Origin of the sequence: Polymorphobacter fuscus (genome assembly GCF_011927825.1) — a bacterium.
GTDB classification, from domain to species: Bacteria; Pseudomonadota; Alphaproteobacteria; order Sphingomonadales; family Sphingomonadaceae; genus Sandarakinorhabdus; species Sandarakinorhabdus fusca.
On the sequence record NZ_JAATJI010000001.1, the window covers coordinates 1478761 to 1492770 of the forward strand.

Below are 14010 nucleotides of genomic sequence, written 5' to 3' on the forward strand. Positions count from 1 at the left end.
ACGACCAGCCGTACCAACATCTGGTACGAAGCGATTATCGCATTGCGGTGCCTGTGCTCAAGTCCCGCGCGTTCGGGGAAGCGCCGCAGGAAACGCCCTGAAAATTCGGCGCCTTCGCCGGCGGGGGCGCGGCGCGGACGGCGCTTGGCGCGGCGCGGGCTCGGTCCGTGCGTGACAGCGACGATCGTCACCGGTCGTGGCAATGCGATGGCGGTCTGACCATGCGACGCTTCCTGCCCCTGCTGGCGCTGTTGCTGGCTGCCGCTGCACCCGCAACCTATACCAACCCGATCCTCCACGCCGACTATTCGGACCCCGACATCACCCGCGTCGGACGCGATTACTACCTGATCGCCTCCAGCTTTCACTTTTCGCCCGGCATCCCGGTCCTGCGCTCGCGCGACCTGGTGCACTGGAAGATCATCGGCCATGTGCTTCCGAAACTGCCCTTCGCGCCGCAATATGACATGCCCGGCCCGCACAGCCTGACCGATAGAGTCTCCAAACCCGTCGGCGGCACCCGCTACGCCGGCGGCGTCTGGGCACCGTCGATCCGCCACCACAAGGGCAAGTTCTACGTTTACTGGGCAACGCCCGACGAAGGCGTCTTCATGGCCACCGCCAGGCACGCCGAAGGACCGTGGAGCGCGCCGGTCAAGGTCATCGACCAGCCGATGCTCGAAGACCCGGCGCCATTCTGGGACGACGACGGCCGCGCCTGGCTTGTCCATTCGCGCCACGGCGCCGGACCGCTGATCCTCCACCGCATGAGCGCCGACGGCACCCGCGTTCTCGACGCCGGCAAGGTCATCGTCGAAGACAAGGCCAGGCTGCCCATCCTTGAAGGCCCCAAGCTCTACAAGCGCAACGGCTATTATTACATCTTCGCTCCCATCGGCGGTGTCGAAAAAGGTGCGCAAGTCGCCTTGCGCGCCCGCAACATCGAAGGGCCGTACGAACACCGCGTCGTGCTGCAACAGGGCAGCACGGCATTGGAAGGCCCGCACCAGGGCGGCTGGGTCGAAACGCCGTCCGGCGAGGGCTGGTTCGCGCATTTCAATTCCACCGGCGCCTTCGGCCGCATCGTCCATCTGCAACCAGTCAAATGGGTCGATGACTGGCCGGTGATCGGCACGCCCATCCCGGGCACCAGCGCAGGCCAGCCGGTGGCGACCCACGCCATGCCCGATACCGGCAGCCCACCGACGCGCGACCGTCTCCAGGCATCAGACAGTTTCGCCGGCCGTACGCTCGGGCTGCAATGGGAATGGAACCACAACCCCGATGACAGTGGCTGGAGCCTGACCGAACGCCCTGGTTTCCTGCGGCTGCGCGCCCTTCCCGCCGAGCATCTCGTCACCGCGCGCAACACGCTGACCCAGATCCTGCAAGGCCCCGCCAGCCGCATCACGACTCGCATCGACGCGTCGCGCATGGCGGACGGCCAGCGTGCCGGGCTGGCGCTGTTCGGCGTGCGCCCGAGCTGGATCGGGCTGGTGCGCGAAAACGGCCAGACCCGCGTGACGCTGGGAATCGAAGGCGCGGAAACCCCAGGGCCGGTGCTGGCCGGGACCAGCATCGACCTGCGCGCCGAGGTCGGCAGCGACCAGACGGTGCAATATGCCTATAGCACCGATGGCGGCGCCAGCTTCCAGCGCCTTGGCGACCCCATTGCGCTGGCCAAATTCTCGTGGTGGAAGGGCGCGCGCCCGGCGCTGTTCAGCTTCACCCGCGGCACCGCCGGCGGCAGCATCGACGTCGACATGTTCGACGTGCAAACCCTTGGAGCTTCCAATGCTTGATCGCCGCTCGCTCCTCGTCGGTGCCGGCTTCGCCGCCGCATCGATCGGCCGCCCGGCGTTTGCCGTCACCCCTGGCGGCGCCGGCTGGCTCAATGTCCGCGACTTCGGCGCCAAGGGCGACGGCCACACCCTCGACACCCCGGCCGTCAACCGCGCGATCGAACATGCCGCCGCGCGCGGCGGCGGCACCATCCATTTCCCCCCCGGCACCTATGCCTGTCATTCCATCCACCTGCGCAGCAAGATCGAACTTCACCTCGATATCGCCGCCACCATCCTCGCCGCGCCCGCGCCCGCCGATGGCAGGGGCGGCTATGACCTTGCCGAACCGCAGGACCCGGCGATCGAACCCTTTCAGGATTTCGGCCACAACCACTGGCAGAACAGCCTGATCTGGGGCGACGGCCTCCACGACATCGCCATCACCGGCTCTGGCCTCATCTGGGGCAAGGGGCTTGGTCGCGGCGACGGTAAGGACGCCTGGTTGAAGGACCCCAACGGCCCCGGCACCGGCAACAAGGCGATCGCACTGAAGAATTGCCGCAACGTCCTGCTGCGCGATTTCAAGGTGCTGGAAGGCGGCTGGTTCGCACTGCTCGCCACCGGCACCGACAACATCACCATCGACAATCTGCTCGTCGACACCAACCGCGACGGCTTTGACTTCGATTGCTGCCGCAACGTCCGCATCACCAACTGCGCCGTCAATTCGCCCTGGGACGACGCCATCTGCCCGAAAAGCAGCTATGCCCTCGGTTACCCCCGGGCGACCGAAAATCTGATGATTTCCAACTGCTTCGTCACCGGCAATTATCAGCTTGGCACCTTGCTCGACGGCACCCGCAAGAAAATGCCCGACAGTTTCGCGCCCTCTGTCCACGGCCGCATCAAGTTCGGCACCGAATCCAACGGCGGCTTCAAGAACATCACCATCACCAATTGCGTGTTCGAAGACAGCCAGGGACTGGCGCTGGAAACCGTCGATGGCGCCGATTTCGAGGACATCACCATCAGCAATATCGCCATGCGCGGCAACTTCAGCTCACCCTTCTTCCTGCGCCTCGGTCGCCGCATGCGCGGGCCCGCCGGTGCCCGCATCGGCACGATGAAGCGTGTCCTCATCACCAACGTTACCAGTTCGGACGCCGCGCAATTGCCGTCGATCATCGCCGGCCTGCCGGGCCACCCGGTCGAGGACGTCAACATCAGCGACGTCTTCCTGCACCAGCGCGGCGGCGCCCCCGCCGCCTGGGCCTCGCTGCAGCCGCCGCTCAACGAGCTCGCCTATCCCGAACCGTCGATGTTCGGCGACCTGCCGGCCACGGGCTTTTTCATCCGCGACGCGCGCGGGGTCAGCATCAGCAATGTCGAGATCGCCGTCGCCAGGACCGATCCGCGCCCGGCACTGTATCTGAAGGACGTCGCCGCCATCGATATCGCCCGCCTGCGCACGCCCCCGGGAACGGTCTTCGCGCTGGAAAATGTCCGCGACCTTCGCAGCAGCGGGCACCGGACGATCAAGGATCTCGATCTCGCCATGGTCGGATCGCAACGGCTTTAGCGCTTGTGGAACATTGTTGTTAGCGCTACCTTTCACCCCAAGCGACCAGGAGATCGCGGATTGGCTTGGGAGAGACGAATGAAGATCAGCGCCATCGCTGCGGCCGCCTTAGTGTCGGTGTCGACCGGGGCGCTCGCCCAGCCGACGTCACCGCCGAAGACATATCTGTCGCAGCCGCTGGTCAGCGAAATCTACACTGCCGACCCGTCGGGCCATGTCTTCGACGGCAAGCTCTATATCTATCCGAGCCACGATATCGACGGTCCGACAGCCGAGGACGATCTGGGCGCGCACTTCGAAATGCGTGACTATCGCGTGCTGCGCGTGGACACGCCGGGCGGCAAGACCGTCATCGGCCCGGTGGCACTCGATGTGAAGGACGTGCCCTGGGCCGACCGGCAGATGTGGGCCCCCGACGCCGCCTTCAAGGACGGCACCTATTACCTGTATTTCCCGGCCAAGGACAAAGCCGGCGCCTTCCGCATCGGTATCGCCACGTCGAAGGACCCGATGGGCCCTTTCAAGGCCAATCCGCAGCCGATCAAGGGCAGTTTTTCGATCGACCCCGCCGTGTTCACCGACACCGACGGCAAGAGCTACATGTATTTCGGCGGCATCTGGGGCGGCCAGTTGCAGCGCAACACCAGCGGCACCTATGACCCCAACGGTTCCAAGACCGACCTTGGCGCCGACGACAAGCCGGCGCTGACCGCCAAGGTCGCCGCCATGGCGCCGGGCATGACCGAATTCGCCGAAACGCCGCGCGACGTCGTCATCCTCGACGAAAACGGCAAGCCGCTGACCGGCGGCGACCATGACCGGCGCTTCTTCGAAGCGTCATGGATGCACAAGCACGACGGCAAATATTATTTCAGCTATTCGACCGGCGACACGCATTTCCTCAACTATGCCGTCGGCGACAATCCCTATGGCCCCTTTACCTACAAGGGCCATTTCCTGCTGCCGGTCGATGGCTGGACGACGCACCATTCGATCGTCGACTGGCAGGGCAAGACCTGGCTGCTGTATGCCGATACGCAATTGTCGGGCCAGACGCGGCTGCGCAATGTCAAGATGACCGAGCTGTCCTATAACGCCGACGGCACGATCAAGCTTATCGATCCGTTCGTCAAATAGGCCATGTTCCTCGGCATCGATATCGGCACGTCGGGCGTCAAGGCGATCGTCCTCGACAGCCACGGCGCCATCGTCGGCCAGGGCACGGCGGCGCTGACCGTCCAGCGGCCGCAGCCCTCATGGTCGGAACAGGACCCCGACGACTGGTGGGCGGCGACCAATGCCGCCATCGGCTCGATCGATCCTGCCATGCGCCGCGCCGTGCGCGCTGTTGGCCTGGCCGGCCAGATGCACGGCGCCACGCTGCTCGGTGACGACGACCGCCCGCTCGGGCCGGCCATCCTGTGGAACGACGGCCGCTCCTTCGCCGAATGTGCCGCGATGGAGGCCGAACTTCCCAAACTGCGCGCCATTTCGGGCAATATCGCCATGCCGGGCTTCACCGCGCCCAAGCTGCGCTGGGTCCGCGACCATGCGCCCGCGACCTTTGCCAAAATCCGCACCGTGCTGTTGCCCAAGGACTATGTGCGGCTGTGCATGACCGGCGAAAAAGCGTCGGACATGTCCGATTCCGCCGGCACCCTGTGGCTCGACGTCGCCGCGCGGCGGTGGAGCGACGCGCTGCTGGCGACCTGCTCGCTAACCACGGCGCATATGCCGCGCCTGCTCGAAGGGAGTGACATCAGCGGCACGCTGCGCGCCGACGTCGCCGAACGCTGGGGCATGGCGCAGGTGCCGGTTGCTGCGGGTGGTGGCGACAATGCCGCCGGCGCCGCCGGGGTGGGTGTCGTGCGCGACGGCAAGGCGCTGCTGTCGCTCGGCACGTCTGGCGTCATCTTCGTCGCCAACGACCGGTTCACGCCCAATCCGGCGCGCGCCGTCCATGCCTTTTGCCACTGCCTGCCCGATCTGTGGCACCAAATGTCGGTGCACCTCAGCGCCGCTGCCTGCATCGACTGGGTGGCCCGGCTGACGGGGGCCAGCGGTGCCGCCGAACTCTTCGCCCGCGCCGAACTTGCTGGCCCCGCCAGCGGCCCCGAACTGTTCCTGCCCTATCTGTCGGGCGAACGCACCCCGCACAACGACCCCCAGGTCCGCGGTGCCTTCCTGCAACTCGACAACGACACCAACCCCAACCGCCTTGCCCAGGCCGTTCTCGAAGGCGTTGCCTTTGCGCTCGCGGACGGCCTCGACGTGCTGCGCGAAGCCGGCACGACGGTCAGCGAGCTCGCCGTCATCGGCGGCGGCGCGCGGTCGCGCTATTGGGGGGAAACCATCGCCGCCGCCATGGACACGCCGCTGGTTTACCTGCGCGGCGGGGAGGCCGGCCCGGCCCTTGGCGCGGCACGGCTGGCGCAGCTGGCGGTCGACGGCGGCAGCGCCGCCGATATCTGCACGCCGCCGCCGACCGCGCACGTCATCGACCCCGATCCCGACCTCGCCGCCCGCCTCGCCCCCAAGCGCCAGGCGTTCCGCGCCGCCTACCCCCGCATTGCCCCGCATCACCCGTAAGGAGCCCTTCGATGGCCACCGATTACTTCGCCAATATCCCGCCGATCGCCTTCGAAGGCCCGGACAGCACCAACGAACTCGCCTATCGCTTCTACGACAAGGACCGCGTTGTCCTCGGCAAGCGCATGGAGGATCATCTGCGTTTCGCCGCCTGTTTCTGGCACACATTCTGCTGGCCGGGTTCGGACGTGTTCGGCGCCGGCACCTTCAACCGCCCCTGGCATCGCGGCGCCAATGATGCCGCCGCCGCTGCCGACAAGCGCGCCGTCGCCTTCGACTTCTTCACCCGGCTCGACATCCCCTTCTATGCCTTTCACGACGTCGATGTGATGGCAGAGGCGCACAATGTCGCCGAGCATCGCCGCAACTTCGCCGAAGCCGTCGACGACCTCGAACGCCTCCAGGCCGCATCGGGCCGCAAGCTGCTGTGGGGCACCGCCAACATGTTCGGCCACCCGCGCTTCGCCGCCGGCGCCGCGACCAACCCCGACCCCGAAGTCTTCGCCTTCGCCGCCATGCAGGTGCGCGACGCCATCGAAGCCACGCATCGCCTCGGCGGCGCCAATTATGTGCTGTGGGGCGGCCGCGAAGGCTATGAGACGTTGCTCAACACCAACCTCGGCCGCGAGCTCGACAATTTCGGCCGCTTCCTGTCGCTCGTCGTCGCGCACAAGCACAAGATCGGCTTCACCGGCGCCATCCTGATCGAGCCCAAGCCGCACGAACCGACCAAGCACCAATATGATTTCGACACGGCGACGGTTTATGGCTTCCTCAAGCGCTATGGCCTTGAAAACGAAGTCAAGGTCAACATCGAGGCCAACCACGCCACATTGTCCGGCCACACCTTCGAGCATGAGATCGCCACCGCGGCGGCGCTGGGCATCTTCGGGTCGATCGACGCCAATCGCGGCGACCCGCAAAATGGCTGGGACACCGACCAGTTCCCCAATTCGGTCCCCGAACTGACGCTGGCGATGGTGGAAATCCTGCGCGCGGGCGGCTTCACCACCGGCGGCTTCAACTTCGACGCCAAGGTCCGCCGCCAGTCGATGGCACCCGTCGACCTGTTCCACGGCCATATCGGCGGCATCGACACCGTCGCGCGCGGCCTGCTCAACGCCGCCGCGCTGATCGAGGACGGCCGCATCGATGCCGCCCGCGCCGAACGCTATGCCGGGTGGGACGGCGCCTTCGGCCAGCAGGTCGCCGGGCTCGACCTGGCGGGCATTGCCGATCTCGCCGTCAGCAGCGCCATCGATCCGCAGCCGCGGTCGGGCCAGCAGGAGCGGCTGGAAAATCTGGTCAACCGCTTCGTCTAGCCGATGGCAGCGGCGCCGGCCTCACCGGCGCCGGGCGGTCACCAGGACGGACAATTCGTCGGTGCGCGGGTTGATGAAGTCGAGCCGCACCCGCCCGTCGGCGGACCGGCTGATCGTCGCCGGCACCGAACTGTTGGTCAGCGTCCAGCCGGCCGGCAGCACGATGGCGTTAAGCGGCCGCCCGAAGGCGCGTTCCCACACCAGCGTGTCGCCGACCAGCTTGTAGCGATCGGGATCGGTATAGGTCTCGGCAATGCGGAGGCGACGGCTCTCGCCCGGCGCGGGCGCCGGGAAGCGGAACAGCACGGCCTCGGTATCGGCCGTGGCGCCGGGCGCGTCACCGCCGGCCGCAGCGATCGCCGCGCCGCGCAAGGTTTCGGTCGGCAGGGCCGCGCCGGTGTCGAGATCGCGCGCCGACGGGTTGGACACCCGGCTGCCGGCCCGCACGACGTTCGTATAGACACCGACGCCGGGGCGCGTTTCGGTATAGTCATGCGTCAGGTCGAAACTGTGCGTTTCGGGGTCACGCAGATAATAGACGATCTCGCGCGACTGGCTGCTGCGCTCCTGCAGCCGGCCGGCCAGCGCCGCTGGGGTCGCGCCCGATGCGGGCGTGCGGCGCGCCTTGACCACCAGCGGGGCCGCCGCCGGGCCGATGTTCCAGAAGCTCAGCTTGATCCGCCCGTCGGCCTCTTGCAGCACCTGCGAGGGGTAGTTGACCGAAACCGGCTCATAGCCCGGCGGCAACACGATCGCATTGCGCTTGATGCCGAGCGGACGGTCGAAGGTGATGGTGTCACCGTCGACGAAATAGCTTTTGGGGTCGGTATAGGTCTTGTCGATCCGGATACGCGCCTCGCCATCGGGGGGCACCGGGCGCGCCAGCGCGACGCGGATATACGCGCTGCCCGCCTCGGCACGCGGCAGGCCGCCGGCGCGGGCGATGTCGGCGCCGACCACCGCGAAGCGCAGCGGCTTTCCGGTCGCGCTGTCGGTGACATGTTCGTCGGTGGCGATGCTGCCCTTGCGGATCGGGTTGAAGTAGAAGCGCGCACCCGGTGTCGTGGCGGTCACATCGTACAGGATGCGAAAACGCCCCGACCCCGGCGCCAGCAGTTCGTAGCGGGTGTAGGCGTCGCTTTCGGTCTGTTCGGGCACCAATGCGACCGGGGCGGCCGCCGCCGGAACCGCGCCTGCGAAGGCAAGGATGACGAGGCACTGCAACGGAGTCGTTCGGGTCATCGCGGTCTGGATCATCGCGCCATCATCCGCGCCGGCGGCGCGAAGTCCATGGTAAATTTCCGCGCCGCTGCCGGTCGCTGCGGAAAGCCATAGCGGAGCGCCGACGCCGCGCGGAACGTTGTCGGAATCGCGAACCCTGGAAAAGCGAATAACGACCGTGCGCATCGCCACATTCAACATCAACGGCATCAACGGCCGCATCGAAATCCTGCTTCGCTGGCTGGCCGCGACCACGCCCGACGTCGTCTGCCTGCAGGAGCTGAAAGCGCCGCAGGAGCGCTTTCCCGAAGCCGCGATCAGCGACGCCGGCTATGGCGCCGTCTGGCTGGGGCAGAAAAGCTGGAACGGTGTCGCCCTGCTGGCACGCGGCTGCGACCCGATCGAGACCCGCCGCGGACTCCCCGGCGATGCGAGCGACGTCCAGAGCCGCTATATCGAAGCCGCCGTCAACGGTGTCCTGGTGGCAGGGCTGTATCTCCCCAACGGCAATCCGCGCCCCGGCCCCAAGTTCGACTACAAGATGGCCTGGCTGGCACGGCTGCGCGATCATGCGACAATGCTGATGGACAGCGGCGCACCTGTGGTGATCGCCGGCGATTTCAATGTCATGCCGACCGAGGCGGATGTCTACAAGCCCGAGCGTTGGCACGACGACGCGCTGTTCGCGCCCGAGGTGCGGGCGGCCTTTGCCGCGCTGCTTGCCCAGGGGTGGACCGATGCGATCCGGCATCTGCACCCGGGCGAGACGATCTACACATTCTGGGATTATTTCCGCAACGCCTATGCCCGTGATGCGGGCCTGCGGCTCGACCATCTGCTGCTCAGCCCCGCGCTGGTCCCCCGTCTGACCGGCGCCGGCGTCGACCGCGATGTCCGCGGCTGGGACCATCCCAGCGACCACGCGCCCGCCTGGATCGAGCTGAACGCGGATGGCGCAGCTGCATCACCGCGGCGCAAGGCGCGCCGCGCCAAAACCGGTTGACGTTGCTGCGGCAGTCGATCAGAACATGTCGTGAACGTCGGTCCCGGCACCGCTTCCGATCGGCGCATTAATCTGGCCCGCCCCACCTCATGTCGCTGCGCAAGATCGTTCATATCGACATGGATGCGTTCTACGCATCGGTCGAGCAGCGCGACGATCCGGCCCTGCGCCGGCAGCCGGTGGCCGTCGGCAGCGCCCGGGCCCGCGGCGTGGTCGCGGCCGCCAGTTACGAGGCGCGCGTGTTCGGGGTCCGATCGGCGATGGCGTCGGTCACGGCGCTGCGCCGCTGCCCAGCACTGGTGTTCGTGCCGCCGCGCTTCGATGTCTATCGCGCCGTATCGCAGCAGATCCGCGCCATATTCGCGGACTATACCGACCTCATCGAGCCGCTGTCGCTCGACGAGGCCTATCTCGATGTGACGGAGGATCGTCGCGGCATCGGCTCGGCGACCGCGATCGCCGCCGAAATCCGCGCCCGGATCAAGGCCGACACCGGGCTCACCGCCTCCGCTGGCGTTTCCTACAACAAGTTCATCGCCAAGCTCGCGTCCGACCAGAACAAGCCCGATGGCCTTTGCGTCATCAAGCCGGCGCAGGGGCCCGCCTTCGTTGCCGCGTTGCCGGTGAAGCGATTCCACGGGGTCGGCCCGGTCACGGCGGCGAAGATGGAACGCCTCGGCATCCACACCGGCGCCGACCTGCGCGATCGCAGCATCGCCGAGCTGGCCCGGCACTTCGGCAGCAGCGCCGGCTATTTCCACCGCGCCGCCCATGGCGAGGACGATCGCCCGGTCCGGCCCGACCGGCCATCGAAATCGATCGGCGCCGAGCGGACGTTCGGCACCGACCTCGCCGGTCGTGCCGATCTGGAACGGGCGCTCGAACCGGTGATCGACGCCGCCTGGGCCCGCATCGCCCGGGCCGGCGCGTCGGGGCGCACGCTGACGCTCAAGGCCAAGTTCGCCGATTTCCGGCTGGTGGCGCGGTCACGGACAACGGTGCTGCCGATGGCCGACCGCGACGCCATCGCGGTCGCGGCGCACGCCCTGTTGCGATCGCTGCTGCCGGTCGATCAGGGCATCCGCCTGCTCGGCGTCACCCTGTCCGGCCTCGACGATGGCACGCGGGCGCGCGCGCAGCCGCCGCTCGATCTCGGCGACATGTTCGGGCAGCCCGTCGCCCGCTGAGCGATCGTCAGCGTCCGACCGCGAACGGGCCGATCATCGTGCCGACAAAGCCGCCTGCCCTGGCGGTGCTGAGGTTGGTGGCATCGACGTCGCGGGCGACATCAACCCAGTCCTTGCCGCTGCGATAGGCAAAGTCATAGCGGCCGCCGCGCGCCGTGATGCGCAGTTGGACGGGGCCGGCCGCCGCCAGCGGCACCGCGCCGATGGTGACACCGTCGCGCGGATCGGACGCGCCGGCGCGCCGCGCCACCCGCACCAGTGGCCGGCCACCCTGACGGGTCACCGCGACGGTCAGGAAGAATTCGTCGTTCTGCAGGGCCGCCAGACCCGCCGCTTGCCCTTCGCCCGGCGTGAAGCGGATTTCGGTCGTGGCGACGGCGTTGCTGTGCTGCTGGCGCCGCGCGACGAACGCCGGCCGCCCGAAGTCGCCGATGCCGGTGCTGGTTGGTTCGAGGAGCAAGTCGCCGCCGCCCAGCCGATGGTTCGGCGCGCGCATCGACATCCATTCGCGGCCGAGACCGGGGCCGTCGAAATCGTCCCGCGCGGTGAACGTACCCGTCGTCGGCGGCGCGCCGGGCGCTGGCGGCAGCGGCGGTACCGGCGCCAGGCGCGGTACCGCCGTGCCGCGCGGCAGGATGATCGGCCATGTGCCCGACCAGTCGACGGGCAGCAGGAAGGTTTCGCGGCCGATGTTGTAGAAATCCGCGGCATAGGGCCGGGTGCCGAGAAACACCGACCACCAGCCGCCATCCGGCAGGTCGACCAGCCCGGCATGGCCCGCGGCGCTGACCGGATCGGGCCGATCGGCAGGCAGGTCGCGCTGCGTCAGGATGGGGTTGATGCCGGCGGGGGCCGGGACATAGGGGCCGGTCACCGTGTCGGCGCGCAGGACCACCTGGCTGTGGTTGACGCTGGTGCCGCCTTCCGCCGCAACGAGGAAATAAGCGCCGTTCTTCTTGTAGATGTGCGGACCCTCGATCCAGATCGGCTTTTTGGAGGGGTCGACGCCGCCATCGACGATCATCCTGGGATTGCCGCGCATCTTGAGCGTTTTGGGGTCGAAGCCTTCGATCCAGATGGCGCGGTGCCCCGCATATTTCGACCCGCCGACGGGTTCACGATTGTTGACCAGCCAGGCGCTGCCGTCATCGTCGAAGAACAGCCCCGGGTCGATGCCTTCCACGGTCGGCAACCACGCCGGGTCGGACCAGGGGCCGGCCGGATCGGTGGCGGTGATGACGAAGTTGCCACCGCAATCGACGCAGGTGTTGACGATGAAGAAACGGCCGTCGTGATGGGCAATGTCGGGCGCGAAGACGCCGCGCGATATGGCCAGCGATTTGAAGTCGAGTTGCCCGGGCCGGTCGATGGCGTTGCCGATCTGGCGCCAGTGAACAAGGTCACGGCTGTGGAAGACCGGAATGCCGGGAAACCAACTGAAGGTCGAATTGACCAGGTAGAAATCGGATCCGACACGGGTGATGCTGGGATCGGGGTAGAAGCCGGCAAGGATCGGGTTGCGGTATTGGCCGGATGCCGCCGGCGGCCCGTCGGTGCCGCGATATTCGAACCAGGCGAAGCGGGCGGGTGCCGCCACGACCGGTGCCGCCAGCAGCGCCGCGAGCGCCAGGATGATCGCGCTTCTGGCCAAGATCGTTGCTCCCCACGCCTGCGCCGCCTTGCGGTCGCCGTGCCACCATCCTATTAAGTCTGAGTTATTTTGGAAGGTGATTTCGTGATCGACGGAGCAATATTGATCGGCGCCGAAACGCGCCAGGCCAGCGACCGCTTCACCGCGATCGACCCCGCCACCGGCCAGGTTCTCGCACCCAGCTTTTCCTCCGCGCGCGGCGATGCGGTCGATGCCGCTGCAGCCGCGGCGGCGGCTGCATTCCCCGTCTATGCCGCGACCGATCTCGAAACGCGCGCCGCGCTGCTCGAAGCCATCGCCGACGCGATCATGGCTGTCGGCGACGACCTGATCGTCCGCGCCATGGCCGAAAGCGGCCTGCCGCGCGCGCGGCTGGGAGGCGAGCGCGGCCGCACCACCGGCCAACTGCGCCTGTTCGCGCAGTTCGTCCGCCAGGGTGACTGGCTCGACGCGACCATCGATCCCGCGCTGCCCGACCGCGCGCCGCTGCCGCGCCCCGACCTGCGCCGCATCAACATGGCGATCGGCCCGGTCGCCGTATTCGGCGCGTCGAACTTCCCGCTCGCCTTCTCGGTTGCCGGCGGCGACACCGCCTCGGCGCTTGCCGCCGGCTGTCCGGTGGTCGTCAAGGGCCATCCATCGCACCCCGGCACCGGCGAACTGGTCGCGCGCGCCATCGCCGGCGCCATCGCTGCATCGGGCCTGCCGGCCGGCATCTTTTCCTACCTGCCCGGCGAAACCAACGAGCTCGGCGGCGCCCTTGTTGCGCATCCCGCCATCAAGGCAGTCGGCTTCACCGGTTCGCGCGGCGGCGGGCTGGCGTTGGTGCGGATCGCGGCGGCGCGCCCGGAACCGATTCCGGTCTATGCCGAAATGTCGAGCATCAATCCCGTCATCCTGTTCCCGGCGGCGCTTGCCGCGCGCGGCCCGGCGCTGGCGACCGCCTTCGTCCAGTCGCTGACCATGGGGTCAGGGCAATTCTGCACCAACCCCGGCCTGGTGCTGGCGCTCGACACCCCGGCGCTCGACGGCTTCATCGCCGCTGCCGCCGCCACCATGGGCACAAGTGCCGCCACGACGATGCTGTCACCCGCCATCCATGCCCATTACGAAAAGGGCGTGGACGCGCTCGCCGGCCACCGGGCCGTTCGCACCGTGGCCCGCGGTTGCCCGGACACCGGCCCGAACCAAGCCGTCGCGGCGCTGTTCGAAACCGACGCGGCGAGCTTCCTGGCCGATCGCGCGCTGGGCGACGAAGTCTTCGGATCCTCGGCCGTGATCGTCCGCTGCCGCGACCTCGGCGAAGTCTCCCATGTGATCGCCGGGCTCGAAGGCCAGCTGACCGCGACGCTGCACGTCGATCCCGCCGACGAGGCGGAGGCGGCGACGCTGGTGCCGGCGATTGCCGACCGGGTGGGGCGCATCCTTGCCAATGGCTGGCCGACCGGCGTCGAAGTCTGCCATGCCATGGTCCATGGCGGCCCCTTCCCCGCCACCAGCGACAACCGCACCACCTCGGTCGGCACGCTGGCAATGCTCCGTTTCCTGCGCCCGGTCTGCTTCCAGAACCTGCCCCAGGCGCTGCTGCCGGCGGCGCTCCACGACGCCAACCCCTGGCGCGTCGCCCGGCGCATCGACGGCGTTCGCGAAGCATCGAAGCCGTCGAGCTGAGGC

At 67.9% G+C, this 14010-nt stretch carries 10 protein-coding genes; 8 read left to right on the forward strand and 2 right to left on the reverse strand.

Annotated features, from left to right (window positions below; genetic code table 11):
- The first annotated feature begins 167 nt into the window (after positions 1–167).
- From GGQ62_RS07080 to xylA, 5 genes are all read left to right on the forward strand, one after another.
- Entirely contained in the window at positions 168–1802 is a 1635-nt protein-coding gene (locus GGQ62_RS07080) for a glycoside hydrolase family 43 protein (protein ID WP_243446694.1), read from the forward strand.
- Positions 1795–3363, forward strand: coding sequence for a rhamnogalacturonidase (locus GGQ62_RS07085; protein WP_152578945.1), 1569 nt, complete (start codon positions 1795–1797; stop codon positions 3361–3363). Before GGQ62_RS07080 ends, GGQ62_RS07085 begins: the two co-directional genes overlap by 8 nt.
- A 78-nt stretch (positions 3364–3441) precedes the next feature.
- Entirely contained in the window at positions 3442–4500 is a 1059-nt protein-coding gene (locus tag GGQ62_RS07090) for a glycoside hydrolase family 43 protein (protein WP_152578944.1), read from the forward strand.
- A gap of 3 nt (positions 4501–4503) precedes the next feature.
- Entirely contained in the window at positions 4504–5952 is a 1449-nt protein-coding gene (gene xylB, locus GGQ62_RS07095; RefSeq protein WP_152578943.1) for a xylulokinase, read from the forward strand.
- An 11-nt stretch (positions 5953–5963) separates the two neighbouring features.
- Positions 5964–7274 (forward strand): xylose isomerase, encoded by a 1311-nt coding sequence (gene xylA, locus GGQ62_RS07100; RefSeq protein ID WP_152578942.1) that lies wholly within the window; start codon positions 5964–5966, stop codon positions 7272–7274.
- A gap of 21 nt (positions 7275–7295) precedes the next feature.
- Here xylA and GGQ62_RS07105 read toward each other — a convergent pair whose 3' ends face one another.
- Positions 7296–8687 (reverse strand): hypothetical protein, encoded by a 1392-nt coding sequence (locus tag GGQ62_RS07105; protein WP_167649516.1) that lies wholly within the window; start codon positions 8685–8687, stop codon positions 7296–7298.
- Between GGQ62_RS07105 and xth the strand changes: the two genes are divergently transcribed.
- Together xth and dinB are read left to right on the forward strand one after the other, a co-directional pair.
- Entirely contained in the window at positions 8674–9498 is an 825-nt protein-coding gene (gene xth, locus GGQ62_RS07110; protein ID WP_152578940.1) for an exodeoxyribonuclease III, read from the forward strand. The two genes, GGQ62_RS07105 and xth, sit on opposite strands and share 14 nt — an antisense overlap.
- Before the next feature lie 89 nt (positions 9499–9587).
- The gene (dinB, locus tag GGQ62_RS07115; protein ID WP_152578939.1) at positions 9588–10685 is read left to right on the forward strand and encodes a DNA polymerase IV; all 1098 of its coding nucleotides are present in this window, start codon (positions 9588–9590) and stop codon (positions 10683–10685) included.
- Between the two features lie 7 nt (positions 10686–10692).
- Here the strand turns inward: dinB and GGQ62_RS07120 are convergent, their stop codons facing one another.
- Positions 10693–12336: a glycoside hydrolase family 43 protein gene (locus GGQ62_RS07120; RefSeq protein ID WP_167649517.1), complete on the reverse strand. Its 1644-nt coding sequence runs from the start codon at positions 12334–12336 to the stop codon at positions 10693–10695.
- An 84-nt stretch (positions 12337–12420) separates the two neighbouring features.
- Here GGQ62_RS07120 and GGQ62_RS07125 point away from each other — a divergent pair, with 84 nt between their 5' ends.
- The gene (locus GGQ62_RS07125; protein WP_167649518.1) at positions 12421–14007 is read left to right on the forward strand and encodes an aldehyde dehydrogenase (NADP(+)); all 1587 of its coding nucleotides are present in this window, start codon (positions 12421–12423) and stop codon (positions 14005–14007) included.
- Positions 14008–14010 lie beyond the last annotated feature (3 nt).